At 51.8% G+C, this 24,361-nt stretch carries 21 protein-coding genes and 1 other annotated feature; of the genes, 6 read left to right on the top strand and 15 right to left on the bottom strand.

Translation table 11 applies throughout. The annotated features are described in order from the left end of the window. Positions 1–17 precede the first annotated feature (17 nt). From nhaA to dnaK, 3 genes are all read right to left on the bottom strand, one after another. A complete protein-coding gene (gene nhaA / locus ACKQAD_RS01455; protein WP_409158507.1) occupies positions 18–1,214 on the bottom strand; it encodes a Na+/H+ antiporter NhaA in 1,197 nt (398 codons plus the stop codon). Positions 1,215–1,499: 285 nt separating this feature from the next. Continuing rightward, positions 1,500–2,636, bottom strand: coding sequence for a molecular chaperone DnaJ (dnaJ, locus tag ACKQAD_RS01450; RefSeq protein ID WP_409158506.1), 1,137 nt, complete (start codon positions 2,634–2,636; stop codon positions 1,500–1,502). A 107-nt stretch (positions 2,637–2,743) separates the two neighbouring features. Continuing rightward, positions 2,744–4,651 carry a molecular chaperone DnaK gene (gene dnaK, locus ACKQAD_RS01445; RefSeq protein WP_409158505.1) on the bottom strand — a complete coding sequence of 636 codons (1,908 nt, stop codon included), beginning with the start codon at positions 4,649–4,651 and terminating at the stop codon, positions 2,744–2,746. A gap of 482 nt (positions 4,652–5,133) precedes the next feature. On the opposite strand from dnaK, the gene satP reads away from it, so the two are divergent. Then, entirely contained in the window at positions 5,134–5,709 is a 576-nt protein-coding gene (gene satP, locus ACKQAD_RS01440) for an acetate uptake transporter (RefSeq protein ID WP_409158504.1), read from the top strand. A gap of 131 nt (positions 5,710–5,840) precedes the next feature. Here the strand turns inward: satP and ACKQAD_RS01435 are convergent, their stop codons facing one another. Both ACKQAD_RS01435 and mog read right to left on the bottom strand, forming a co-directional pair. Beyond that, the gene (locus ACKQAD_RS01435) at positions 5,841–7,178 is read right to left on the bottom strand and encodes an MFS transporter (protein WP_409158503.1); all 1,338 of its coding nucleotides are present in this window, start codon (positions 7,176–7,178) and stop codon (positions 5,841–5,843) included. 120 nt (positions 7,179–7,298) lie between these two features. Further along, positions 7,299–7,886 (bottom strand): molybdopterin adenylyltransferase, encoded by a 588-nt coding sequence (gene mog, locus ACKQAD_RS01430; RefSeq protein WP_409158502.1) that lies wholly within the window; start codon positions 7,884–7,886, stop codon positions 7,299–7,301. Between the two features lie 407 nt (positions 7,887–8,293). Between mog and ACKQAD_RS01425 the strand changes: the two genes are divergently transcribed. Next, positions 8,294–9,382 (top strand): GGDEF domain-containing protein, encoded by a 1,089-nt coding sequence (locus ACKQAD_RS01425; RefSeq protein WP_409158501.1) that lies wholly within the window; start codon positions 8,294–8,296, stop codon positions 9,380–9,382. A gap of 76 nt (positions 9,383–9,458) precedes the next feature. On the opposite strand, the gene tal is transcribed toward ACKQAD_RS01425, so the two are convergent. Then, positions 9,459–10,412, bottom strand: a complete 954-nt coding sequence (gene tal, locus ACKQAD_RS01420) for a transaldolase (RefSeq protein WP_015841794.1) — start codon at positions 10,410–10,412, stop codon at positions 9,459–9,461. A gap of 299 nt (positions 10,413–10,711) precedes the next feature. On the opposite strand from tal, the gene yaaA reads away from it, so the two are divergent. Then, positions 10,712–11,485 carry a peroxide stress protein YaaA gene (gene yaaA, locus ACKQAD_RS01415; protein WP_409158500.1) on the top strand — a complete coding sequence of 258 codons (774 nt, stop codon included), beginning with the start codon at positions 10,712–10,714 and terminating at the stop codon, positions 11,483–11,485. A gap of 63 nt (positions 11,486–11,548) precedes the next feature. Here yaaA and thrC read toward each other — a convergent pair whose 3' ends face one another. From thrC to ACKQAD_RS01390, 5 genes are all read right to left on the bottom strand, one after another. Beyond that, entirely contained in the window at positions 11,549–12,838 is a 1,290-nt protein-coding gene (gene thrC / locus ACKQAD_RS01410; protein WP_409158499.1) for a threonine synthase, read from the bottom strand. Positions 12,839–12,841: 3 nt separating this feature from the next. Further along, positions 12,842–13,771, bottom strand: a complete 930-nt coding sequence (gene thrB / locus ACKQAD_RS01405) for a homoserine kinase (protein WP_409158498.1) — start codon at positions 13,769–13,771, stop codon at positions 12,842–12,844. A 2-nt stretch (positions 13,772–13,773) separates the two neighbouring features. Then, the gene (gene thrA, locus ACKQAD_RS01400) at positions 13,774–16,233 is read right to left on the bottom strand and encodes a bifunctional aspartate kinase/homoserine dehydrogenase I (protein ID WP_409158497.1); all 2,460 of its coding nucleotides are present in this window, start codon (positions 16,231–16,233) and stop codon (positions 13,774–13,776) included. Between the two features lie 90 nt (positions 16,234–16,323). Further along, positions 16,324–16,439, bottom strand: a sequence feature (Thr leader region). Continuing rightward, on the bottom strand, positions 16,378–16,446 hold the full coding sequence (gene thrL / locus ACKQAD_RS01395) for a thr operon leader peptide (RefSeq protein ID WP_014916714.1): 69 nt from the start codon (positions 16,444–16,446) through the stop codon (positions 16,378–16,380). Its footprint overlaps the feature before it by 62 nt. A gap of 211 nt (positions 16,447–16,657) precedes the next feature. Next, entirely contained in the window at positions 16,658–17,344 is a 687-nt protein-coding gene (locus ACKQAD_RS01390; RefSeq protein ID WP_409158496.1) for a tRNA/rRNA methyltransferase, read from the bottom strand. Positions 17,345–18,109: 765 nt separating this feature from the next. On the opposite strand from ACKQAD_RS01390, the gene arcA reads away from it, so the two are divergent. Then, positions 18,110–18,826: a two-component system response regulator ArcA gene (gene arcA, locus ACKQAD_RS01385; protein ID WP_010300511.1), complete on the top strand. Its 717-nt coding sequence runs from the start codon at positions 18,110–18,112 to the stop codon at positions 18,824–18,826. A 63-nt stretch (positions 18,827–18,889) separates the two neighbouring features. Here arcA and creA read toward each other — a convergent pair whose 3' ends face one another. Beyond that, a complete protein-coding gene (gene creA, locus ACKQAD_RS01380) occupies positions 18,890–19,372 on the bottom strand; it encodes a protein CreA (protein ID WP_409158495.1) in 483 nt (160 codons plus the stop codon). Positions 19,373–19,577: 205 nt separating this feature from the next. Between creA and robA the strand changes: the two genes are divergently transcribed. Further along, the gene (gene robA / locus ACKQAD_RS01375; protein WP_409158494.1) at positions 19,578–20,465 is read left to right on the top strand and encodes an MDR efflux pump AcrAB transcriptional activator RobA; all 888 of its coding nucleotides are present in this window, start codon (positions 19,578–19,580) and stop codon (positions 20,463–20,465) included. On the opposite strand, the gene gpmB is transcribed toward robA, so the two are convergent. Next, the gene (gene gpmB, locus ACKQAD_RS01370; protein ID WP_409158493.1) at positions 20,454–21,104 is read right to left on the bottom strand and encodes a 2,3-diphosphoglycerate-dependent phosphoglycerate mutase GpmB; all 651 of its coding nucleotides are present in this window, start codon (positions 21,102–21,104) and stop codon (positions 20,454–20,456) included. The two genes, robA and gpmB, sit on opposite strands and share 12 nt — an antisense overlap. Positions 21,105–21,154: 50 nt before the next feature. Between gpmB and yjjX the strand changes: the two genes are divergently transcribed. Then, positions 21,155–21,694, top strand: a complete 540-nt coding sequence (yjjX, locus tag ACKQAD_RS01365; RefSeq protein ID WP_409158492.1) for an inosine/xanthosine triphosphatase — start codon at positions 21,155–21,157, stop codon at positions 21,692–21,694. 3 nt (positions 21,695–21,697) lie between these two features. Here yjjX and trpR read toward each other — a convergent pair whose 3' ends face one another. Beyond that, positions 21,698–22,045 (bottom strand): trp operon repressor, encoded by a 348-nt coding sequence (gene trpR, locus ACKQAD_RS01360; RefSeq protein ID WP_409158491.1) that lies wholly within the window; start codon positions 22,043–22,045, stop codon positions 21,698–21,700. Between the two features lie 72 nt (positions 22,046–22,117). Further along, positions 22,118–24,043 carry a murein transglycosylase gene (gene sltY / locus ACKQAD_RS01355; protein WP_409158490.1) on the bottom strand — a complete coding sequence of 642 codons (1,926 nt, stop codon included), beginning with the start codon at positions 24,041–24,043 and terminating at the stop codon, positions 22,118–22,120. Positions 24,044–24,361: the final 318 nt, after the last annotated feature.

The raw sequence follows: 24,361 nt of genomic DNA, 5'->3' as shown, positions 1-24,361 counted from the left end.
CCGAGTTCTACCTTACATCAGGCCTTACATGACTGTGTCGCATTTTCCTGTACTGGCAATGTCACCTTCAGAGCGATATATCCCAGCAACGCGGCAAGACCCGATGCCAGCAGAATACCCAATTTAGCGTAAGTAATGAATTCTGCATCAGCCTGAGAAAATGCCAGCAACGTAATAAAGATCGACATGGTGAATCCGATACCACATAACACCGAAACAGCACCGATATGTCTGAAATTCACACCAAAAGGCAAGCGTGCATAGCCTAATTTTACGGTTAACCAACTTAGTAACGTAATGCCCAAAGGCTTACCGACAAGCAGCCCAACAGCAATACCAAGACTGAGCGGTGAGAACAGTTTTTCCAGTTCAACACCCTGCAACACAATGCCGGCATTCGCGAAGGCAAACAGCGGAATAATCAAGAATGCGACCCACGTTTGCAGACCATGCTCTAATGTGATTGCGGGAGAATCCCCCGCGCCCGACGTGCGTAACGGGATAAAGAATCCGACAATTACACCTGCCAACGTCGCATGAACACCACATTTCAGAATGCAGACCCACAAGACAATCCCAACCAGTAAATAGGCGGACGTTTTTCTCACCTGCTGTCGGTTCATATACGCCAATACAGCAACGGCTAACACGGCTCCGCCCAGTGCAAGCCAGAAGACCTGCTGCGTATAAAACAGGGCAATGATCAGGATCGCCCCCAGATCGTCAATGATCGCCAGTGCCAGCAGGAAGACTTTTAACCCTGCGGGAACGCGTTTACCCAATAGCGTCAGCACGCCAATAGCAAACGCAATATCCGTCGCAGCGGGAATAGCCCAGCCAGCACGCGTCACTTCATCATTCGCGTTAAAAAACAAAAAGATCAGCGCGGGGAAAATCATCCCCCCTACCGCTGCCGCTAGTGGCAACATCGCCTGTTGACGGCTGGCTAGCGAGCCTTCAACCAGTTCACGTTTCACTTCCAGACCAATCAGCAGGAAGAAAATCGCCATCAGGCCATCGTTAATCCACAGCAGCAGGTTCTTATTAATTTCCAGTGCGCCAAAACGCATTTCCACTGGCATCATCAGGAACTGTTGATAGCCAGCAGCAGTAACAGACCAGTTGGCAGCCAACATCGCCAGCACCGTTGCTGCAATCAACATCACCCCCGCAGCCGCATCTAACCCGATAAAACGGCGAATCATTGTTATCATTGACTTCATCTCCCATCAGACACGAACACCAATACCGTACGTCCGCTTTCTTGCTGGCAAGATTACGTAATCTAACTCATCGTTAAAAGCAGATTAAAACTGACATAAAACTCGTAAAAATCGATCTATTTGATTGAGGATCACTCAGAAGAGAACATAAAAATGTCGGGAGCGTTTTCAACGTTGTGCAACAATGGCCCTAAGGTGACAGGCAAGGATCTCCATCATAAAAAAACCGGCGGGATTACCCCACCGGTCTTTTGATTACGCGTTAACGATAAGCCATTAACGGGTCAAATCATCGAAGAACTTCTTCACACCATCGAAAAAGCTTTTCGAGCGCGGACTGTTTCTTTCACCGGACGGACCACCGAAACTCTCATCGAGCTCTTGCAGCAGTTGTCTCTGACGTTCGTTCAGATTAACCGGCGTTTCGACCACAACACGGCACAGCAAATCGCCCTGCGCACCGCCACGTACCGATTTCACGCCTTTGCCACGCATACGGAACAGCTTACCAGTTTGCGTTTCCGCAGGCACTTTCAGCTTCACACGACCATCCAGCGTCGGGACTTCAATCTCGCCGCCTAATGCTGCCATCGCAAAGTTGATCGGCACTTCGCAGTACAGGTTATTTTCTTCACGCTGGAAGATTGGGTGCGCTTTAACCTGCACCTGAACGTACAAATCCCCTGACGGCGCGCCGTGCTCACCTGCTTCACCTTCACCGGATAAGCGAATACGGTCGCCCGTATCCACGCCTGCCGGAATTTTCACCGACAGCGTTTTGCTCTTCTCTACGCGGCCATGACCGTGACATTTAACACACGGATCTTTAATAATCTTACCGCGACCGTGACAGTGTGGACACGCCTGCTGTACGGTAAAGAAACCCTGACGCATCTGGACCTGGCCGTTACCATGACAGGTTGGACAGGTGACCGGAGAGCTACCCGGCTTCGCACCGCTGCCGTGGCACACATCGCACTCTTCCAGCGCGGGAATTCGGATCTCTTTGGTGACGCCACGTACCGCTTCTTCCAGCGTCAACTCCATGTTGTAGCGTAAATCGGATCCACGGCTCGCGCGCTGACGGCGGCCACCGCCAAAAATGTCCCCGAACACGTCGCCAAAAATATCACCAAAATCGGCACCGCCGCCGCCAAAGCCACCACCGCCTCCGCCCATACCGCCTTGCTCAAACGCCGCGTGGCCGTACTGATCGTAGGCGGCGCGTTTTTGCGAATCGGTAAGGATCTCGTAGGCTTCTTTGATCTCTTTGAACTTGGCTTCTGCCTCGCTATCACCCGGATTACGATCGGGGTGGTATTTCATCGCCAGACGCTTGTAGGCTTTCTTTATTTCGCGCTCATCCGCGCTTTTCGAAACGCCCAGGCTTTCGTAATAATCTTGCTTCGCCATTTCTTTTCCTGCCCTCAACATGCGTGCACGGGCGCAGAGTTTCCTCGACGCCCGTGCTGATTGCCAGCAATAGCCTTGTGGCTGCTACTGCGCCCGCTCAAGGGCGATTACTTTTTATCTTTTACTTCTTCAAATTCAGCATCAACGACATCGTCGTCGCGACGAGCAGAGGCATCATCAGCGGCACCTTCAGGACCTTGCTGTGGCTGAGACGCTTCCAGCAGTTTGCCGGAAACTTGAACCAGCGCCTGCATTTTCGCTTCGATTTCTGCTTTGTCTTCGCCTTTCAGCGCGCTTTCCAGCGCTTTCAGTGCGTCGTCAATGGCAGCTTTATCGTCAGCGGCCAGTTTGTCACCCGCTTCTTCCAGTTGCTTACGCGTGCTGTGCAGCAGGTGATCGCCCTGGTTGCGTGCCTGAACCAGCTCTTCAAACTTACGGTCAGCTTCAGCGTTCGCTTCTGCATCACGTACCATTTTCTGGATTTCTTCTTCGTTCAGACCAGAGGATGCCTTGATAGTGATTTTCTGCTCGCGGCCGCTGTTTTTGTCTTTCGCGGAAACGTGCAGGATACCGTCGGCATCGATGTCGAAAGTGACTTCGATCTGCGGCATACCGCGCGGTGCAGCCTGAATACCATCCAGGTTAAACTGACCCAGCGATTTGTTATCGTGCGCACGCTTACGCTCACCCTGCAGAACATGAATCGTTACCGCAGACTGGTTGTCTTCCGCCGTTGAGAACACCTGACTGTGTTTAGTCGGGATCGTGGTGTTCTTAGCAATCAGCGCCGTCATCACGCCGCCCATGGTTTCGATACCCAGAGACAGCGGGGTTACGTCCAGCAGCAGAACGTCTTTCACGTCACCAGACAGAACACCGCCCTGAACCGCAGCACCGATAGCAACCGCTTCATCCGGGTTCACGTCTTTACGCGGCTCTTTACCGAAGAAGTCAGCGACTTTCTTCTGCACCAGAGGCATACGCGTCTGGCCACCAACCAGAATCACGTCCTGAATTTCAGAAACGGACAGACCAGCATCCTGCAATGCCACTTTCAGCGGCTCCAGAGAACGGTTAACCAGCTCTTCTACCAGTGATTCCAGTTTCGCACGCGTCACTTTGATGTTCAGGTGCTTAGGACCCGTCGCATCCGCCGTGATGTACGGCAGGTTAACGTCCGTCTGCTGAGCAGAAGACAGCTCGATCTTGGCTTTTTCTGCCGCTTCTTTCAGACGCTGCATGGCCAGCGGGTCATTGCGCAGGTCGAAACCTTGCTCTTTCTTAAATTCGTCAACCAGATAGTTGATCATGCGGCTGTCGAAGTCTTCACCACCCAGGTGGGTATCACCGTTGGTCGCCAGCACTTCAAAGGTTTTTTCGCCATCAACTTCATCGATTTCGATGATGGAAATATCGAACGTACCACCGCCCAGGTCGTAAACCGCGATAGTACGGTTGCCAACTTCTTTATCCAGACCGTATGCCAGCGCTGCCGCTGTCGGTTCGTTGATGATACGTTTAACTTCCAGACCCGCGATACGGCCGGCGTCTTTGGTCGCCTGACGCTGCGCATCGTTGAAGTAAGCCGGTACGGTGATAACCGCTTCGGAGATCGTCTCACCCAGATAGTCTTCTGCCGTTTTCTTCATTTTTTTCAGCACTTCAGCTGAAATCTGCGGCGGAGCCATTTTCTGATCTTTCACTTCCAGCCATGCATCGCCATTATCTGCCGCGATAATTTTGTACGGCATGATGTTGGCATCGCGCTGAACTTCTTCGTCTTTGAAACGACGCCCAATCAGGCGCTTGATAGCAAACAGGGTATTTTTCGGGTTGGTCACTGCCTGACGTTTAGCCGGTTGGCCAACCAGAGTTTCACCATCTTGCGTATAAGCAATAATTGAAGGCGTGGTGCGATCGCCCTCGGTATTTTCCAGTACTTTTACCTGCGTACCGTCCATAATCGCGACACAAGAGTTGGTTGTACCCAGGTCGATACCAATAATCTTACCCATCTAAACATCTCCACTAAAAAGTCATATTCGGTGTGGTGGTTAAACCTACTGTGCGGGCGAAATGTCATTTTTCAACAAGATTTCTCGTCTTCCAACGACACACCCTCGTTTTCATCAGCAGCACACGTTTCATTGTCATGCTAACCACCGATGTAACGGCCAGACACACGCCTTCGCGGCAGGTCAAACTGTTTCGGTTGGAAATAAGATGGGGCCAACATTTCTATCATCAAGGGGGGAAGATGAAAAAAAATGACCTTTATCCCTCGTACGATCAAACTATTCTGCCTTCCCCATGTTGTGTCCATTCCAAACGCCCGATATGATGCCGCGCTCGCTGCAAAAATGGGGACATTTCCCTACATAATGGCGGGCAATAACACCTAAACGACACCTATCCCAACGTGATTGGCGCATTCGCTAACCTTAATGCTGCGCCCGACGCGAAGGGACTATTAATAATCTGTTATTGCAGAGGATTTATGAGCACGAACACGTTGGCAAATCCTGGTCCATTAGGACTGATGGGCTTCGGGATGACCACTATTCTGTTGAACCTGCACAACGCAGGCTTTTTCCCACTTTCTTCCATCATTCTCAGCATGGGTATTTTCTACGGCGGTATTGCCCAGATTCTGGCTGGCCTGCTGGAATATAAAAAAGGCAATACATTCGGCGTGACCGCGTTTACGTCTTATGGCGCATTCTGGCTGACGCTAGTTGCCATTCTCATGCTGCCGAAAATGGGTCTGGCGGAAGCCAGCGATGCCCAGTTCCTTGGCGTCTTCCTTGGTCTGTGGGGTATCTTCACGCTGTTTATGTTCTTCGGTACAGTTGGCACCAACCGCGCACTGCAATTTGTCTTCGGTAGCCTGACCGTGTTGTTTGCCCTGCTGGCTGTAGGTAACTTTACTGGCAACCACGCTTTGCTGACCTTCGCGGGTTACGAAGGTATCATCTGTGGCGCGAGCGCAATTTATCTGGCAATGGCCGAATTGCTGAACGAGAAGTTTGGCCGCAGCGTCCTACCAATCGGTTCATGTGGCGCGTCTCACTAAGTTCTGACGCAATATTAGTTCCGATGCGATAAGCGCTACGGGTAAACACTCGCCGCGTTAAATGCCAACGGACCCAGTCAACCTGACAAGGTCCGTTTGTTTTTGATGACGCGCTTTTGATAACGGTACGCTTAAACCTCAACAGGTGAACGATCGCGCACGTCGCTATCAGTCAACGCATGCGAATCAGCATCCAGATCGTGCTGCAAATAAATCCCCAGCAGTAACCCTACTGCAGCCAGCGTCAGAACATAGAATGCCGGCGCCAGCGGCGTTGCCTTCATAATCAGTGTAACAAAGACGGGCGTCAGGCCACCGAAAATGGCATAGGAAACGTTGTAGGAAAAAGAAATCCCCGAGAACCGCACCGCAGCCGGAAACGCCCGTACCATGACATAAGGTACACCGCCCACCACGCCAACGCTGAGCCCCACAATCGCATAGCTGACAAAGAGCAGCGTCGTGCTGCTTGCCGCCGAACTGTAAAAGAACCAGCTACACACAGCCAGCGACAGGCTACCCACCATAAACAGCTTGCTGGCACCAACACGGTCGACCAATAACCCGGCGCCAACGCAGCCTACCATCAGCGCAATCGTTGCCAGACAGTTCGCCTGCAATGCCAGCGAGGCAGGAATACCGTGGACTTTTTGCAGATAGGTCGGTGCCATCAGAATAACGACGACGATGCACGCAGACAGCAGCCAGGTCAGCAGCATTGAAACCACAACCGCACGTTTATGGTTTAAGACGACAGATTTCAGCGGCAGCTCTTCTGCCAGCTTTTTCTGCACCTGCATTTCGATAAAAATAGGCGTTTCCTGCAACCAACGACGCAGGTACATAGCAACAAGGCCGAAGACCCCACCGATGAAGAACGGCAGGCGCCAGCCGCCGCCCGACATCTGCGCCGGCGTGAGCACCGTATTCAGCAACGTCGCGATCAGCGAACCCAGCAGAATCCCCATCGTCAGCCCGGCAGTCAGCGTACCGCAGGCAAATCCAATGCGGGCGCGAGGCACATGCTCCGCGACGAAGACCCACGCACCGGGAACTTCTCCGCCGATTGCTGCTCCTTGCAGCACGCGCATCAACAGCAACAGCAGCGGTGCCGCAATACCAATAGCTTCATAGGTCGGCAGCAGGCCCATTGCCAGTGTCGGCAGCGCCATCAGCAATATACTGAGGCTGAACATTCTCTTACGTCCGCTCTTATCACCGAAGTGGGCCATGATGATGCCCCCAAGCGGGCGAGCCAGATAGCCAGCAGCGAAAATACCGAACGTCTGTACCTGCCGCAGCCATTCAGGAATATCCGACGGGAAGAAGAGATCGCCAATCAAGGCAGCAAAGAAGACGAAAATAATAAAATCATAAAACTCTAACGCGCCCCCCAGTGCAGCCAGAGACAGCGTTTTATAGTCCTGCCGATTCAACCGGCGAGGATCGGCGTATTGATCCTGAGTCATAAGATACCGTGTATTGCCAGAGTGAAAAAATCCACCACAGTGTGTAAAGTAGAAATTACTATAGCGGCAAAATTTTTATACACCAGCAAAGCTGAATCTTATGTTTCAAATCGCCTAACTTCAGTCTTTTATTTCGCGCACGGCATTTTTAGGGCGAAAAGCTGCTACCACATCCGCATTGGTTTCGATGTAAGGGCCTTCCAGCAGTTGGATACAATACGGTACGCTGGCAAAAATACCGGCCACAACCACCTTGCCATCGGCGTCTTTTAAACCTTCCAGCGTTTCCTTAATCGACCTGGGCTGCCCTGGCAGGTTGAGGATCAGCGCCTGTTTGCGTAGCACGCCCACCTGACGAGAGAGAATCGCGGTAGGAACGAAGTGCAGGCTGATCTGCCGCATTTGCTCGCCAAACCCCGGCATTTCTCTATCGGCAACAGCCAGCGTGGCGTCCGGCGTGACATCACGACGTGCTGGCCCCGTGCCTCCGGTTGTCAGCACCAGATGACAACCTCGCTCATCAACCAGTTCACACAGCGTTTGTTCAATCATCGGCTGTTCATCAGGCACCAGTCGCGTTTCCACTTCAAACGGCGTGGTCAGGGTACTACAGAGCCAGGATTCCAATTCTGGGATGCCTTTATCCTGATAAATCCCGTTGGAAGCGCGGTCAGATACAGAGAGCAAACCAATACGCAATACGTTCATAAGCACCTCAGTCTAAATAAAACACCTATTTTATCAGGATATTGAACGCTTTTAGCAAACAATTAGCGCTTATTAGGAAACTCACACTACCTCCGCTTTCACACAACACCCGTTATTTCACACCAAGTACAATGCAGTATTTGATAATAATTATTAAATATTGTCTCAAAAAAGAGCGGAGAATGACTTAAATTAATAATACCGTCTCACAATTAAAATTTAAGAATAACAGGAGCATAAAAAAGATCGCTTACTCATTAAGGGCGGATGACATAAGCCGATTGATTAAAGGGAAAAGAATGGCGTCCACCAAGGCAGAACCTCTCGTTAAAGCGAATAATATGATAAAATTAGAGCACTTCTTTTCGTATCACAATAAGTAAAAAAGCCCTATCAAGGAAGTCGTCATGAACGATATTAATTATAAGATATTAAAGCTATTTTCACACCCTACCTCGGCTTTCTTCCTGTTTGGATTTATTTCCTTTTTTATCATTATCTTTCTTACTCATGAGGCGAATAAAAATTCGTGGAAAGTCGAGCGACAAAATCTCGACATCACGATAAAGACCTATGAGCTCTATAATGCCGGTGGAGGGGTGACTGAGAACGATATCACCCGAAAAACGGGCTCTTACGTCTCCGCACGAATGAGAACATGGGTATTTAATACGCGTGATGTGCGCAGCGAATGTATCAATCGTTTATCGTCATCCGATCTGACATTTAATGATATGGCGATTATCCGTATTTGCCAGAATAAACTGCCATCAATTGGTGAATATGCAGGGAAAGGCACCCTTACCATCATATTTCCGGTGTTATCGCCCACGGATGAATTATTGGGTATTCGAATTAGAACCACGTCAGAAACCCCTTCCCCCTCGTTTCTTTATACGTTAACGTCTCTTGGATCTGCGACGATTATCCTCAGCGTTGTGCTGCTTTCTGCAATTTTAGGCAGCCTGCTATCACTTCTCGCCAAAAAATACCTGATAGAATTACCCATCATTGCCCGATATGACGATCTCACTGGTTATTTACGGCGAGATGCATTCTTTCTGGCCGCCAACAAAGCCCTTAGCATTGCCAATCTGACCAAGCGCCCTGTCAGCGTCATGCTGATCGACATCGACTACTTTAAGCACGTGAATGATAGCTTTGGTCACGGTGTCGGGGACGAGGCGCTGAAGTTTGTTGCCGACACGTTCAAAAAATCATTTCGCCGCGAAGATATTTTTGGCCGTATTGGCGGCGATGAATTTGCAATTGTGTTGCCGAATACCGGATTAGACGATGCGTATACCATCGTGGATAAAGCGAGAGCGCGCGTTAGCGACACGCCTTGTGAAACCGCCGCAGGGAAAATCAGGCTGACGGTCAGTATTGGGCTGGTTGAATACCATATCACTGGAGAAGACCTCAGCGAGGTGATGAAACGGGCCGATGATAATCTTTATATCGCGAAGAAAACCCGTAACGCGACGGCAAAATAGACGTTCCCCTTCCAAAATGCCAGCTCACAGACAAAAAAATAGCCGGGAATCCCGGCTATTTTTATCAGCAGAATGCTTACAGTAAATCAGCAATCATCTTTTCCAGTTTTTCCTGGTCGATAGCAAATTTACGGATCCCATCGGCCAGTTTATCAATCGCCATTGGGTCTTGATTGTGCTGCCAGTAGAATTCCGCTTCCGTCATTTTCGCCGGACGAACTTTCACTTCACCAGCATAAGACAGCTTGCGAACCACTTCGCCCTCGCTTTCTGACAGTTCTTTCAACAGCGCAGGGGCGATCGTCAGGCGATCACATCCGGCCAGTTCCAGAATCTCACCCACGTTACGGAAGCTCGCGCCCATCACGACGGTTTCATAGCCGTGCTCTTTGTAGTAGTCATAGATTTCGCTAACGGAAACCACGCCCGGATCTTCGTGCGGCGCGAATTCTTTCTTATCGCCATTGGCTTTGTACCAGTCAAGAATACGGCCAACGAACGGTGAAATCAGGAACACGCCCGCTTCAGCACAGGCACGTGCCTGCGCAAAGGAGAACAGCAGCGTCAGGTTACAGTTGATGCCTTCTTTTTCCAGTTGCTCCGCCGCGCGGATGCCCTGCCAGGTTGAGGCCAGTTTAATCAGGATACGCTCGTTGCTGATGCCTGCATCGTTGTACAGTTTGATCAGGTGTTTTGCCTTCGCCACGCTCGCTTCGGTGTCATAAGACAAACGTGCATCCACTTCCGTGGAGATGCGGCCGGGGATCAATTTTAAAATTTCGAGACCAATATTAACCGCCAGTTTATCCGTAGCATCGACGACCTGCTGTTTGCGATCGCTGCTCTGCTCGCGCGCCCAGGCAATCGCCTCGTCGATCAGCTTGCGGTATTCAGGAATTTGCGCCGCGTTCAGAATCAGTGAAGGGTTGGTGGTCGCATCTTGCGGTTGGTACAGTTTCATTGCCGCAATATCGCCGGTATCAGCTACAACCGTGGTCAATTGGCGTAGGGAAGTCAGTTTATCCGTCATGTTGGCATGTCTCGTTGTTTATACGTGGTGCTCGTGAATGAAAATAGCTCGTATATGAATCGACTTATTATCTAATCGGGTGGCCGTCTGTTTTGCGCCGAAATCTGATAATAACACGCGCGTTTTCCCACGCAAGCCAGCCTTTTCCCACGCCCTCTGCAACGGGGGGCACACTGCCGTTCCCCCTTTCCAAAGACGCTCGAACGTAAAAGACAAGGCGTATTGTAGCTATCGCCGTTTTCTTACGGCGTTCTTGCTATAGTAGGACTATCTCAAATCAGACCGACAGGACATGGCGCATGCTTATTACTATTTCACCCGCAAAAACACTCGACTACACCAGTCCTTTGGCAACGACGCGTTATACCCAGCCGGAACTTCTGGACCAGTCCAGTCAGTTGATTGATGTGTGTAAAAAATTGACGCCTGCACAGATCGCTTCTCTGATGAGTATCAGCGATAAGCTGGCCGATCTTAACGTAGGTCGCTTTAGCGAGTGGCATCCGGATTTCACGCCTGAGAACGCGCGTCAGGCGCTGCTGGCATTTAAGGGAGACGTCTATACCGGATTAGCCGCAGAAGATTTCAGTGAGGATGACTTCGATTTCGCCCAGCAGCATCTGCGTATGCTATCAGGCCTGTATGGCGTGTTGCGTCCGCTGGATTTGATGCAGCCGTATCGGCTGGAAATGGGCACTAAACTGGAAAATAAAGTCGGTAACGATCTCTACAGTTTCTGGGGCGATACCATTACGGAAAAACTGAACCAGGCGCTGTGCGATCAAGGGGATGACGTGCTGATTAATCTGGCGTCAGATGAATATTTCAAAGCCGTCAAACCGAAAAAACTCAATGCCCGCCTGATCAAGCCCGTCTTTTTGGATGAGAAAAACGGTAAATTCAAGGTGATCAGTTTCTACGCCAAGAAAGCGCGCGGCCTGATGAGCCGTTTCATTATTCAAAATCGCCTGACGCAGCCGGAGCAGTTGAAAACGTTTAATCTGGAGGGTTACTTCTTCGAGGCAGCAGACTCTTCGACGGATGAACTGGTATTCAAACGCCACGAGCAGTAAGTACGAGTACGATTGGTAGGTAACAAAGAGAAAGGCGGCGAAAACGCCGCCTTTTCAGCAACCTTATTCCGGCAGCGACATCAGGAACTCACGCAACTTCGCGAAATCATCCGGGAAGTTGTGCGACAGCAGATCCAGATCGGCACGCTCAGCCAGCGCTTCCGGCAGATCCAGTTCTTTGCCCAGAATGTCTTCTACGCTTTCCTTGAATTTCGCCGGATGTGCCGTCCCCAGGAACAGGCCGAACTCACCCGCTTGCAGCTGATCGCGCAGCAGACGATAAGCAATCGCCGCATGCGGCTCAGAGACATAGCCTAACGCATCCAGTTCATGCATGGTTTCTTTTGTGGTCTCATCGCTCAGCGCGCCAAAGCCCAGCGTTTTCAACTGCCAGTTTTTACGGCGGAACAGCTCTTCCACGCGCGGCCAGTTGTTCGGCTGACTCACATCCATCGCGTTGGATAACGTTGCCACCGTTTTATTCGGCTCCCAGTTTCCGCTGCTCAGGAAACGCGGCACCGTGTCATTGGCGTTGGTCGCAGCAATAAAGCGCTTAATCGGCAGCCCTAGCGATTTTGCCAGCAGGCCAGCCGTCAGATCGCCGAAGTTACCGCTCGGTACGGAAACCACCAGTTGGTTACGCGCTTCCTGTGGCAATTGTGCAACCGCTTCAAAGTAGTAGCAAATTTGCGCCAGCAGACGGCTGATATTGATGGAGTTTGCCGAGTTCAGGCCAATCGCCTTTTTCAGTTCTTCATCATCAAACGCTTTTTTCACCAATGCCTGGCAGGCATCGAAATCACTGTCGACCGCGATGGTGTGAATATTGCCGCCCAGCGTACAGAACAGCTTTTCCTGCAACGGACTGATTTTGCCCTGCGGATATAAAATCACCACACGGACATTTTCCAGACCATAGAAAGCGTGCGCCACAGCAGCACCAGTGTCGCCAGAGGTCGCAGTCAGAATGGTAATTTTCTCGTCGCCAGACACTTCCGTCAGCATTTGCGCCATAAAGCGGCCGCCGAAGTCTTTAAAGGCCAGCGTCGGGCCGTGGAACAGTTCCAGCGCGGCGATATCTTCCGCTACCGGCGCAACGGGTGCAGGGAACGCAAACGCCGCTTTTACGCGCGCGAACACGATTTCAGCCGCGATCTCATCGCCGATATACGCAGACAGAATACGGCTGCTGCGGGTAACGAAATCCAGATCCAGCAGCGTATCGATTTCGGTACGCTCAAATTCCGGCAGATCCAGCGGGAAGAACAGCCCTTGCTGGCTACCCAGTCCTTGCTTGATAGCCTGAGCAAAACTGACCTGCTCATTATGATCTTTAAGGTTGTACAGTTTCATGTATTATCCCAGTTGTCGTGCGCCAGTCGTATCAAGACGGCAAATATGAACAAAACCTTCATCGTTCTGCAAATAGTTATCTCGCAGCCAGTCGGCCAGACGCTGCGCGCTCGCCATGTCATTGCAGACGGAGAATAACGTCGGGCCAGAGCCGGAAATACCGCAGGCCAGCGCCCCGATATCTTCCGCAGCCTGGCGAGCGGCGGCAAAACCGGGCAGCAGTTTCGTACGATAAGGTTCCGCGATGACATCCTTCATCAGTTTCGCCGCCAGCGCGGCCTGTCCGGTATGGCAAGCGTGAATAAAACCAGCCAGATAGCGGCCATGACTAATGCAGTCCTGACGACGGTATTGCGCAGGCAGAATCGCACGCGCTTCGGCAGTAGAGACTTTAATCCCTGGATACGCCATGACCCACAGCCAGTCATCGAATGATGGCACCGGCTGGCTGATAATGCCGTTCTCTTCCAACATCAGTTGGACGCCGCCGAGGAAGCACGGGGCAACGTTATCGTAGTGAACGCTGCCGGAAATACGCCCCTCCAGCTCGCCCATCAGCGTGAGCAGGCGGGTATCATCCAGCGGTTTGCCGCAAAATTCGTTCATCGCCATCAGCCCGGCAACAACAGAACAGGCGCTGGAACCTAGCCCTGAGCCAATCGGCATATTCTTTTCGAGCGTCATCGCCACCGGCACGGTTTTACCAATTTCCTGACAGAAAAGCTCCCAACATTGATACACAATGTTTTCTTTCGGGTTGTCCGGTAGCTTGCTGACAAAACGCCCTTCATTACACAGGCTGAACAGATCGGCGGCCTCGACAGAGACGCAATCTCCCAGCAATGAACCGTCTACCGGCGAAACGGCCGCACCCAGAACATCAAACCCAACGCTGACGTTACCGATTGATGCAGGTGCATACACCTTAACCATAATTATGCTCCCAACTTCCATGACAAGGTGCGCAGCAGATCTGCGAACACACCAGCAGCGGTAACATCGTTACCCGCGCCATAACCACGCAACACGAGCGGCAGTGGCTGATAATAACGGCTGTAGAATGCCAGCGCATTCTCGCCATCTTTGACTTTAAACAGCGGATCGTTGCCGCCAACGGCGCTGATCTTGACCTTGCAGCGACCGTCTTCAATCACGCCGACATAGCGCAACACTTTACCTTCATCACGCGCTTGTGCAATACGGCTGGCAAACGCATCGTCTACCGCTGGCAGGCGTTGCATAAAGCTCGCGACATCGCCGGAGGCATCGAAGCTGGCAGGCAGAACGGATTCCACGTCAATATCACCCAACTCCAGCTGATAACCCGCTTCACGCGCCAGAATCAGCAGCTTACGCGCCACATCCATACCAGACAGATCGTCGCGCGGATCGGGTTCGGTATACCCTTTATCTTTCGCCTGCGTGGTCGCTTCCGACAGCGACATACCTTCATCGAGTTTACCGAAAATAAAGGACAGCGAGCCAGAGAGAATACCGGTAAAGCGAATCAGTTCATCACCTGCATTCAGCAGGTTTTGCAGGTTCTCAATCACCGGCAGGCCTGCACCGACGTTCGTGTCATACAGGAAACGACGGCGAGATTTCGCCGCAGCGCTGCGCAGTTGGTGATAATAATTCATCGATCCCGTGTTGGCTTTCTTGTTTGGCGTCACCACATGGAAGCCGTCTGCCAGAAAATCCACATACTGATCGGCCACGGCCTGATTCGACGTACAATCGACAATCACCGGGTTCAGCAGGTGGTATTCTTTCACCAGACGAATCAGACGGCCCAGATTGAACGGCTCGCGGGCTTTCGCCAATTCTTCGCGCCAGTTGTCCATCGAAATGCCGTTAATGTTGGTCAGCATGGCTTTAGAGTTAGCGATCCCACACACACGCAGGTCGATATGCTTGTCTTTCAGCCACGGCTGTTGACGGTGGATCTGCTCCAGCAGAGCGCCACCCACGCCACCGACGCCGATAACAAACACGTCAATCACCTGATCGGTGTTAAACAGCATCTGGTGAGCAGCGCGCACACCGGTGGTCGCCACATCGTTGTTCACCACGACGGAAATAGAACGCTCAGACGAGCCCTGCGCGATAGCCACGATATTGATATTGGCCGTCGCCAGTGCAGAGAACAGGCGCGCAGACAAACCGCGCAGCGTGCGCATACCGTCACCCACAACAGAGAGGATCGCCAGACGTTCCATCACATCCAGCGGTTCCAGTACGCCTTCTTTCAATTCCAGATAGAATTCGTCTTCCAGCGTTTTTCTGGCACGCGCCAGCTCGTTTTGTGATACGCAGAAGCTGATGCTGTACTCAGATGACGACTGCGTGATCAGCACCACCGAGATACCCGCACGCGACATCGCCGCAAATACGCGTGCCGCCATACCGACCATACCTTTCATGCCAGGACCGGAGACGTTGATCATCGCCATGTTGTTCAGATTGGTGATGCCTTTCACCGGATACTGCGTATCGGTGCTATCCATGCCGATGAGCGTGCCGGGAGCCTGAGGATTTTCGGTGTTTTTGATGAGGCAGGGAATTTGGAATTGGGCGATAGGAGCGATGGTGCGAGGGTGGAGGACTTTGGCGCCGAAATAGGACAGTTCCATCGCCTCTTGATAGGACATCGATTTCAATAATCGGGCGTCCGGCACCTGACGCGGATCGCAGGTATAAACGCCGTCCACATCGGTCCAGATCTCACAACAGTCCGCACGCAAACACGCAGCCAGCACCGCGGCAGAATAGTCTGAACCGTTGCGGCCCAGCACCACCAGTTCGCCTTTGTCGTTACCGGCCGTAAAGCCCGCCATCAGGATGACATGATCTTTCGGAATGGCGCTTTCCGCGATACGGCGAGTCGATTCCGTGATATCTACAGTGGATTCCAGGTAGTGTCCCTGCGCCAGCAGTTTCTCGACCGGATTGATAACGGAGACCCCATAGCCACGTCCCTGAAAGACCGCCTCCATGATGGCAATGGACAGTTTTTCCCCCCGGCAGATAATCGCGGCGTTGACGCTGTCAGGGCACTGCCCCAGCAGCGCGATGCCATGCAGAACGTGTTTCAACTGTGCAAACTCCTGATCCACGAATGCCTTCAGGCGAGCATGATCAAAACCGGGTTGAGACGCGGCAAGGCCTTGCAGAAGCGAAGAAAAGATCGTTTCAGCATCATTCAAATGAGGCAGGATATCTTGTCCGGCGACGGTTTTTTCAATCATGGCAACCAGATGGTTGGTAATTTTCGCCGGAGCGGACAATACGGTAGCCACCTGTCCCTGGCGCGCGTTGTTTTCGATAATATCGGCAACGCGCGCAAAACGCTCCGCATTTGCTACTGAAGTCCCGCCAAATTTCAACACTCGCATTTTTATCTTTTCTCCTGAATTTCTGCCAACCAAACGCCGGACGCGTTTTTGTATGCCGCTTGCAGGCGGCGCTGAAGGATAACCTGCCGTAAAAAAAAAGCCCGCACTATTCGGTGCGGGCTTTTTCTGGAGTCTTTATATGCGTCAGCCCGCACCGTTACTGGTTGTATCGGTGATGGTAATAATCGTGGTGATCAGGCTGATAGTGCGCATGCTAAAATCAAATCTCATTGGAAGTAGAGTTATCTGCCCTATTAGTTAGGCCAATCGCCCTTTGAAGTCAATGGATTTCTTTTTTTTCTTCTCGCCGAGCGAAAAATGTTTACCGCTAAACCCACTGCCGAAACGGGAATACGCCGGACGAACCATTGCCAAAAGTCACGTTTCAAGATGTTTGACTGCCAAAAAAGCCATCCTTGCGATCTTATTTCAGCAATCTTTTTTCAATATCGTGTAGCAGCCGATGGAGCATTGCCGTATCGCGCTGCTCTAAACGTCCCAGCCGCTGATGCAGCCAGTCTCGCATTTTTTCATCATCCTCAACCGCCAAATTCACCAGTAGCCGATCCAAACGATCGTGTAACGCCGACAATTGCCCCACCGCCGCTGGCTGTGCTCTTTCCGGTTTGACCTCCATCAACTCAGCCAGTTGGTAACAGTATACCATCACCGCCTGACCAAGATTCAGCGAGGGATAATCTGCTTTCATCGGCACACCGGTCAATACATCCGCCAGTTCGAGTTCTTCATTCGTCAGCCCCACATCTTCCCGACCAAACACCAGCGCCGCAGAAACCATCCATCGTACCTTCTCCTGCAATACGCCAGTCAGTTCAGTTGGCGTGCAGTAATAGCGATACTTAGCCCGGCTGCGCGCGGTGGTCATGACCGTAAAGTCAACATCCGCCAGCGCTTCCGCCAGCGTGGCAAACACCTGTACGTTATCCAGAATATCCCCCGAACCGTGCGCCACCCAACGCGCTGCCGGTTCTTGATGTACAGTGCTACCGACAATACGCAGGCTGCTGAATCCCATCGTTTTCATCGCACGGGCTGCCGCCCCTACATTTTCTGCCCTAGCGGGCTCAACCAAAATAATATGAAACTGCATAAACTCCTCAGTATGGATTACGTGCGTTCTGCCACTGTCTCCGCCAGCCGTCACAATAGAACAACTGCGTTATCGATAGCGATTCACTGATAACGATGGATTATAGGTACTAATCGTTGATAACCGCCGTGTGTTGATCATTCCCGTGGAAAATTAACAATAAACCAACAAAAATTCCGGTATCAACTCAGCCTTTGGTAGGAAGCAGCGGGAGTCCCAAAAATGGGCAGGAAGAGAAAATCCTGAGAAAAAACAAGGTAAATTATTTTATTTCAATAAGTTATTGAAACATTACCGCATGTGTAGCACCAATGATGATTATTAGCATTTACTATGCTAAATCGTTCATAAAAAGTGCTAAATTGTGACGTAAGCTAGCAATCCTGTAAGTGTTTATCACAAAATAGTTAACGTGCTAAAATGAAACTTGATATATGTCAACAGAACCGTAGATTTATCAGCAGGCAAAAACCGTGCTTACTGTTATGTTGCTGTTAATAAGGTTAAACTGTGCGCCACTTTGAGCGCAGTTAAATTAGCGCCACGCTCATCCGCTAGCAGTACCTCTAAGCGGGTAGAGAATGAACACCAGTAACGCATTTACGTACTTGAGTCTGATGTTGAGCGAGAGCGTAGTTTACCTCAATAAGCTCCAGGGAAATACCCGGAATAACTGGCGTTGTAGCCAGCGGGCCAGCAGGGTATGACTGCGACTTCTGTACTTCCGATTTCTATAATTTAAGTTGGCAATTTTAGGTAGCAAACATGCAGACGCCGCACATTCTTATTGTTGAAGACGAGCTAGTAACTCGTAATACCCTCAAAAGCATTTTTGAGGCGGAAGGATACGTTGTTCACGAAGCCACTGATGGCGCAGAAATGCACCACATTTTGTCCGAAAATGACATCAATCTGGTGATTATGGACATCAATCTGCCAGGAAAGAACGGCCTGTTGCTGGCACGTGAACTGCGCGAACAAGCCACCGTTGCCTTGATGTTCCTCACTGGCCGCGACAATGAAGTCGATAAGATCCTCGGCCTGGAAATCGGTGCAGATGACTACATCACCAAACCGTTCAACCCACGTGAATTGACGATCCGCGCGCGTAACCTGCTGTCGCGTACCATGAATCTGGGCAGCGGCACCGAAGAGCGCCGTTTGGTAGAAAGCTACCGCTTCAACGGCTGGGAACTGGACATCAATAGCCGTTCTCTGATTAGCCCGGCTGGCGAGCAATACAAACTGCCGCGCAGTGAATTCCGCGCCATGCTGCACTTCTGCGAAAACCCGGGCAAGATTCAGTCTCGCGCGGAACTGCTGAAGAAAATGACGGGCCGTGAGCTTAAGCCGCACGACCGTACCGTTGACGTCACCATCCGTCGTATCCGCAAGCACTTTGAATCAACAGCAGATACACCGGAAATCATCGCGACGATCCACGGCGAAGGTTACCGTTTCTGCGGCGATCTGGAAAATTAATCCCCTTCAGCCGGAACAGACATCTGTTCCGGCTGTTTTCCCTTCTTACCGCATTACCGCACGTCATTCACTCTTTCCCCACGGCATAACCGGCACCGCGCTTAACGCATTTTTCGGCGAACCATCAACCAAGCGATCGGAGTAAGCAAGATAGATCAGCGCATTGCGCTTTTGATCGTAAAATCGAACAACCTGTAATTTCTTGAAAACCAGCGAGGTTCTTTTCTGGAAAACCACCGATCCGCGGTCACCGCCGTTTTTGATTTTATCGGACAGCGTAATTGGCCCAACCTGCTGACAGGAAATAGCCGCGTCCGACGTGTCTTCCGCCAACCCTAGCCCGCCCTTGATTCCGCCTGTTTTGGCTCGGCTAATGTAACAGGTCACGTTTGAGACATCTGGGTCGTCAAACGCTTCCACCACAATCTTATGATCCGGCCCCAGTAGTTTAAAGGCGGTATCGACAGACCCGACTTCTTCCGCACTGACGACGCCAGCAGTGGATAACAATAGCAGCCCCACTCCCATGATGTGTTTTATGTTCATATTTCAGGCCCTATGACAATTCATGACAAACGATTAATAACCACAATCAAAAAGAGGATGTGCAAAATAAACCACTATCGCAATTCTCCTTATCCAAATTACCTGCGGAATATTTTAAAAAATCTTCGGCAGTACCAAAGTGAAAATATTGCTATGATGCAGGATCTCAATACGCTCGCGCCCAATGTATTTGATGAGGAAGATTATGGATCAAGCCAGTATCATACGTGACTTGCTTAACTGGCTGGAAAGCCATCTCGACCAACCGCTATCACTGGATAATGTGGCGGCGAAAGCGGGTTATTCCAAGTGGCATCTGCAAAGAATGTTCAAAGACGTGACAGGCCATGCCATTGGTTCATATATTCGAGCGCGGAGATTGACCAAAGCGGCGGTTGCACTTTGCCTGACCAGTCGCCCTATCCTTGATATTGCCTTGCAATACCGTTTTGATTCACAACAAACTTTTACCCGCGCGTTCAAAAAGCAGTTTACCCAAACGCCAGCATCTTACCGTCGTTCCGATAATTGGAATACTTTCGGCATTCGTCCGCCGATCCGACTCGGAGAATTTACCCTGCCACAGCCGCAGTTTATCACCCTGCCAGAAACGCAACTGCTTGGGCTAACGCAAACCTATAACTGCCCTCTGGAGCAGATTTGTAACTTCCGTACGGAAATTCGCGTCCACTATTGGCGTCAGTTTTTGGGAGAAACGCGCTGCGCTCCCCCCGTGCTTTACGGGCTGCATCATTCACGGCCGAGCAAAGAGAAAGACGACGAGCACGAAGTGCTCTACACCACCGCACTGGAGCCACAGTATCTGCCGGATGATATCCACACTGGCGAGCCTATTACGTTACCGGGCGGCGACTACGCGATGTTTGTTTTTGAAGGCCCGAAAGACGAGCTACAGGATTTTATTATCACCCTGTATGACACCTGTCTACCAACCTTCCAGCTCACGCGTCGCAAAGGGTTTGATGCCGAGCGTTTTCATCCCAATCGCGATGCAGATGGGGAAATACCCGCCATCATCCGCTGCGAGTATCTTATCCCCATCCAGCATACAGAGCCGCTCTCAGCGCTGTAACTCATCCAGTGCCGGAATATCCAGATGAGAGATATCTCCGGCCGTTTCCACCACCCATCCCGGTGCCAGCCACGGGCTTTGCTGGTAGTCAATGCGCGACAGGGAACAGTTACGCAAGCGCAGACGCCGCTCAGCCGATGCCGGTAGTCCCAGAACCGTACTCAGCAGGCACCCCAACGCCATCCCGTGACTCACCAGCAGAGGACGACTTCCCGCTGGCAGAGCCAGACAACGCTCCAGAACGCCGTGCATGCGTAATGCGACATCAACCATCGATTCGCCTTCTGGGATACGACCATCGGGCGTGCCATCCACCAGTCTTTTACGCCACCCTTCTTCCGCGGCGGTCAGCGAATCCAGATCGCGCGCTTCCAACACGCCCATGTTCAATTCACGTAACCCAGGCTCCAGGATTATCTGGCAATTGCCACAGGATTTAGCGATGATTTCTGTCGTCTGACGCGTTCTTCCGAGATCGCTGGTAAAAATATGCGTAATCCCTAACGTCCTGATTCGTCCAGCAACTTGCTGCGCCTGTTGCTCACCTCTTGGCGTCAGCGCACTGTCCGATTGACCTTGAATACGTCGAGCCACATTCCATTCTGTTTCGCCGTGGCGAACAAGATATACCTGTAACATGGTTATTTTCCGTTATACTGCGTCAAATTAACTAAAGGTACGAAACTGTTATGTATCACGTTGTTGCTGCCACTACCAACCCGGCAAAGATTAAGGCTATTACTCTGGCATTCACCGATGTCTTTGGTGCAGAAAACTGCCGCATCGAAGGTGTTGACGTCGATAGCGGCGTCCCGCATCAACCACTTGGCTCTCTCGAAACCCGTACTGGTGCCAGAAACCGCGTTATGATGGCACGCCAAGTGCGGCCGGAAGCCGATTTTTGGGTCGGTGTCGAAGCGGGCATTGAAGAAAGTATGACTTTCGCCTGGATGGTGATCGAAAACACCCATCTGCGTGGCGAATCACGCTCTGCAAGCCTGGTTCTTCCAGAAAGTATATTACATGGTATCCGTGAAGGGCGGGAATTAGGTGATGAAATGGAGCGTTTGACGGGCGTTCAGAATATTAAACATAAAGGTGGTGCCATCGGCGTCTTCACCGATGGCAAACTGTCACGTACCAGCGTATATCATCAGGCGTTGCTGCTGGCACTGGTGCCGTTCCATAACCCGATCTATCAGATTCCTGTTCACGTCGCAAAACCGTAACGGTTACGCGCCGTCATCCGACGGTTTATCTACTGACAGCAACTGCGCTTCCAGCCAACTTTTTAACGCGGGGGGCGCAACTTTCAGGCTATTTGAACCGCGCGTGATTGTCGCAATTCCTGCACCTAACTCGCTTTTCAGCTCACGTTGACTCATTTCACCCCGCATCAGTTCCTGCACAATTCTCACTCGCGTTCCCAGCGCCGTACGCTCGTCCGGCGTCAATAGCAGTTGAAGCAGCGGCAATTGCAGATCCTCCGCCATAGACTGCTGCAATAGTGCGACAAAGCGCAACCAGTGCGCATTGTCTTGTTCAGAAAGTGCCGGGTCGATAAGCGATAAGGGAGTCATAACGGGCTACCATACTATTCAACTAGTACGGCAGCATAACACAATTTCAGGCAGCAATCGCTACGCTGCGTCTCAATAACGCCGCTGCCATTCTGCATCCGTCAGCACATTGGCTGGCTGATGAAGGAAATAGCGATAGAAGACGTCATAAGCCAGCACATTTTTCACGTATCCCCGCGTTTCCGAGAACGGAATGCTTTCGATAAACGCAACGGGATCAATGCGCCCCGCGCTGTTTCTCAGCCAGGTATTCACACGCGATGGCCCGGCATTATAAGCCGCAGAAGATAGGATCCGGTTGCGGCCAAATGTCTGGTATACGTACTCCAGATAGCTCGTTCCCAGCAGTATGTTAGTCTCAGGATCGAACAGCTGACTGCTGTTCGTGTAGAACGTGATATTGCTCATTTTGGCGGTATGCTGTGCCGTCGCGGGCATCAACTGCATCAACCCCGATGCGCCAACCGGAGAACGCGCTTTCGGATTCCAGGCACTTTCCTGACGAGCAATCGCCATTGCATAGCTCTGGCTGATTCCTTTCCCCTGCGTTTCACGGCGGAATTCGTCATTCCAGGCCAGCGGGAAACGCTCTTCCAGATGATCCCACAGCTTCGCAACAATCGTCGCCTGCACGCTCAAATCCGGCCAGCGTTGCTCAAACGCATAGCGAGCCAACGCCTCCTGCTGCGGCTTAGTGCGATTCGCCACCAGTCCCACCCATTCACTACGCGCCAAATTATCCATCTGCCAGAACCTTAATTCCCGCACGCGGGCGACTTCCGGTAGCTGGGATAAAGAAGGATCCGGCTTCACCGCCGTCATGATCGTAATCGGATAACGCTCGTTGAGCTTCTGCGCAGCCGCCATAGGATAGAACCCGCGTTCCTGCATCAGACTGCGTAATAACGTCTCGCCTTCCTGACGTTTACCCTGATCCAACAGCACTACCGCACGCCAGTAGCGCCATTCGTCTTTCTGTAACGCCTCCGTCGGCAAGCGCGCCATCCAGCTTATCAGCCCCTGACGATCGCCGGTGCCCAACGCCATGCGTACACGGCGCTCCAGCAAGGTGGTCGACGTACTTTTACGCACCACGCTATCCCGCCACTGCGCCTGCTCTGGTGTGGCATCGTTGCCCATTAACCGCCAGGCAATGGTTTCCTCCATCTCCTGACGCTCTGCGGCACTCATTTTCTGTAGACGGACAATGATCGGCAGCATCGAACGGGCATTATCGGCATCCTGACGCGCCGCGCGCGTGAAGGCCGACAGCGTGACTTGCCGGGTGAAATCCGTTGGCCCAACGGTACGGGCGAAACGCTCCAGCGAATTCGGATCGTTCTGGAGCTTCAGTAGCGCATCGCCCATCGTTTTATAATCACCGGGTAACTGCTTGATGAGATAGCTCACCAAACTGCTGCTGCCCTCATCCATCGCCAGACGCGTGCGCTCCAGCGTCGTCAGCGGCGTCTGCTCACCGGCCTGCTGCCAGACGGAGAAGAGTTTATCGCACACGGCAGGGAGCGAGCGCCCGGTCAGCCAGATATCACGCGTGGCTTCCCACACGCCCTGACGCTGACCGGTTGCCCACTGGGCATAATAAAAGTTACAGCGGGCGCTGACCGGTTTCGGCGGCTGCGGGCTAAATGCCAGCAGCCCGATCCAGTCCTGACGACGCGCCAGTTCATTCACAAAGCTGGTATTGAGATTACGGATGGACGGCAGCGTCGGGTGCGTTGCCATAAACTGCCTCACCTGCGTCGCGCTGACCTGACTCAGATCCTGCGTGAGCGAGCGGTATTCAAGATAAGGATAAAGCGGGTAACTGCGCAGCGTCGGCATCAGTTGCGCTACCGTGTCCATCTGGTTGCTGTCCCATGCTTGCTTAACCTGCTGATAGCGCTGGCGCTGTTCGTCCAGAGAATCCGCCAACACATGGCCGGAAGCCCCAGCCAAACATATCGCCGCAACGGCGTACCACCAATGATCCGCTTTCATCACCTGCATTAACCTCATCCGTTATCGAACTTGCTATCGGCATCCTTCATCGTATCGATACCCCTATCCTATACCCCAAATAATTCGAATTGCGTGACAAAACGTTAGCGTTTTGAACAACGCTCTGCGTTGGCCCTTTAGGGCAAGGCCCATTTATGGCCTTGTAACGCGGCAACCGCATGACAAATCGGTTTTAACCGATTTGAACAGCGCCAGCGCTGGCCCGAAGGGTGAGCTTCATTTATGCATTTATGAGGCTCATTAATCCCAGCTTACTCAGGTAAGTGACTGGGGTGAGAAGGCAGCCAACGCACAAGC

It is taken from the genome of Pectobacterium artocarpous, from assembly GCF_046159765.1.
Classification (GTDB): domain Bacteria; phylum Pseudomonadota; class Gammaproteobacteria; order Enterobacterales; family Enterobacteriaceae; genus Pectobacterium.
The sequence above is the reverse complement of the archived record's forward strand: the minus strand, read 5'-3'. Positions and strand labels throughout refer to the sequence as shown.

Excerpts from the sequence above, each read along its gene's own strand:
- nhaA (WP_409158507.1), bottom strand. The coding sequence starts at position 1,214 with ATGATAACAATGATTCGCCGTTTTATCGGGTTAGATGCGGCTGCGGGG.
- dnaJ (WP_409158506.1), bottom strand. The coding sequence starts at position 2,636 with ATGGCGAAGCAAGATTATTACGAAAGCCTGGGCGTTTCGAAAAGCGCG.
- dnaK (WP_409158505.1), bottom strand. The coding sequence starts at position 4,651 with ATGGGTAAGATTATTGGTATCGACCTGGGTACAACCAACTCTTGTGTC.
- satP (WP_409158504.1), top strand. The coding sequence starts at position 5,134 with ATGAGCACGAACACGTTGGCAAATCCTGGTCCATTAGGACTGATGGGC.
- ACKQAD_RS01435 (WP_409158503.1), bottom strand. The coding sequence starts at position 7,178 with ATGACTCAGGATCAATACGCCGATCCTCGCCGGTTGAATCGGCAGGAC.
- mog (WP_409158502.1), bottom strand. The coding sequence starts at position 7,886 with ATGAACGTATTGCGTATTGGTTTGCTCTCTGTATCTGACCGCGCTTCC.
- ACKQAD_RS01425 (WP_409158501.1), top strand. The coding sequence starts at position 8,294 with ATGAACGATATTAATTATAAGATATTAAAGCTATTTTCACACCCTACC.
- tal (WP_015841794.1), bottom strand. The coding sequence starts at position 10,412 with ATGACGGATAAACTGACTTCCCTACGCCAATTGACCACGGTTGTAGCT.
- yaaA (WP_409158500.1), top strand. The coding sequence starts at position 10,712 with ATGCTTATTACTATTTCACCCGCAAAAACACTCGACTACACCAGTCCT.
- thrC (WP_409158499.1), bottom strand. The coding sequence starts at position 12,838 with ATGAAACTGTACAACCTTAAAGATCATAATGAGCAGGTCAGTTTTGCT.
- thrB (WP_409158498.1), bottom strand. The coding sequence starts at position 13,771 with ATGGTTAAGGTGTATGCACCTGCATCAATCGGTAACGTCAGCGTTGGG.
- thrA (WP_409158497.1), bottom strand. The coding sequence starts at position 16,233 with ATGCGAGTGTTGAAATTTGGCGGGACTTCAGTAGCAAATGCGGAGCGT.
- ACKQAD_RS01390 (WP_409158496.1), bottom strand. The coding sequence starts at position 17,344 with ATGCAGTTTCATATTATTTTGGTTGAGCCCGCTAGGGCAGAAAATGTA.
- arcA (WP_010300511.1), top strand. The coding sequence starts at position 18,110 with ATGCAGACGCCGCACATTCTTATTGTTGAAGACGAGCTAGTAACTCGT.
- creA (WP_409158495.1), bottom strand. The coding sequence starts at position 19,372 with ATGAACATAAAACACATCATGGGAGTGGGGCTGCTATTGTTATCCACT.
- robA (WP_409158494.1), top strand. The coding sequence starts at position 19,578 with ATGGATCAAGCCAGTATCATACGTGACTTGCTTAACTGGCTGGAAAGC.
- gpmB (WP_409158493.1), bottom strand. The coding sequence starts at position 21,104 with ATGTTACAGGTATATCTTGTTCGCCACGGCGAAACAGAATGGAATGTG.
- yjjX (WP_409158492.1), top strand. The coding sequence starts at position 21,155 with ATGTATCACGTTGTTGCTGCCACTACCAACCCGGCAAAGATTAAGGCT.
- trpR (WP_409158491.1), bottom strand. The coding sequence starts at position 22,045 with ATGACTCCCTTATCGCTTATCGACCCGGCACTTTCTGAACAAGACAAT.
- sltY (WP_409158490.1), bottom strand. The coding sequence starts at position 24,043 with ATGAAAGCGGATCATTGGTGGTACGCCGTTGCGGCGATATGTTTGGCT.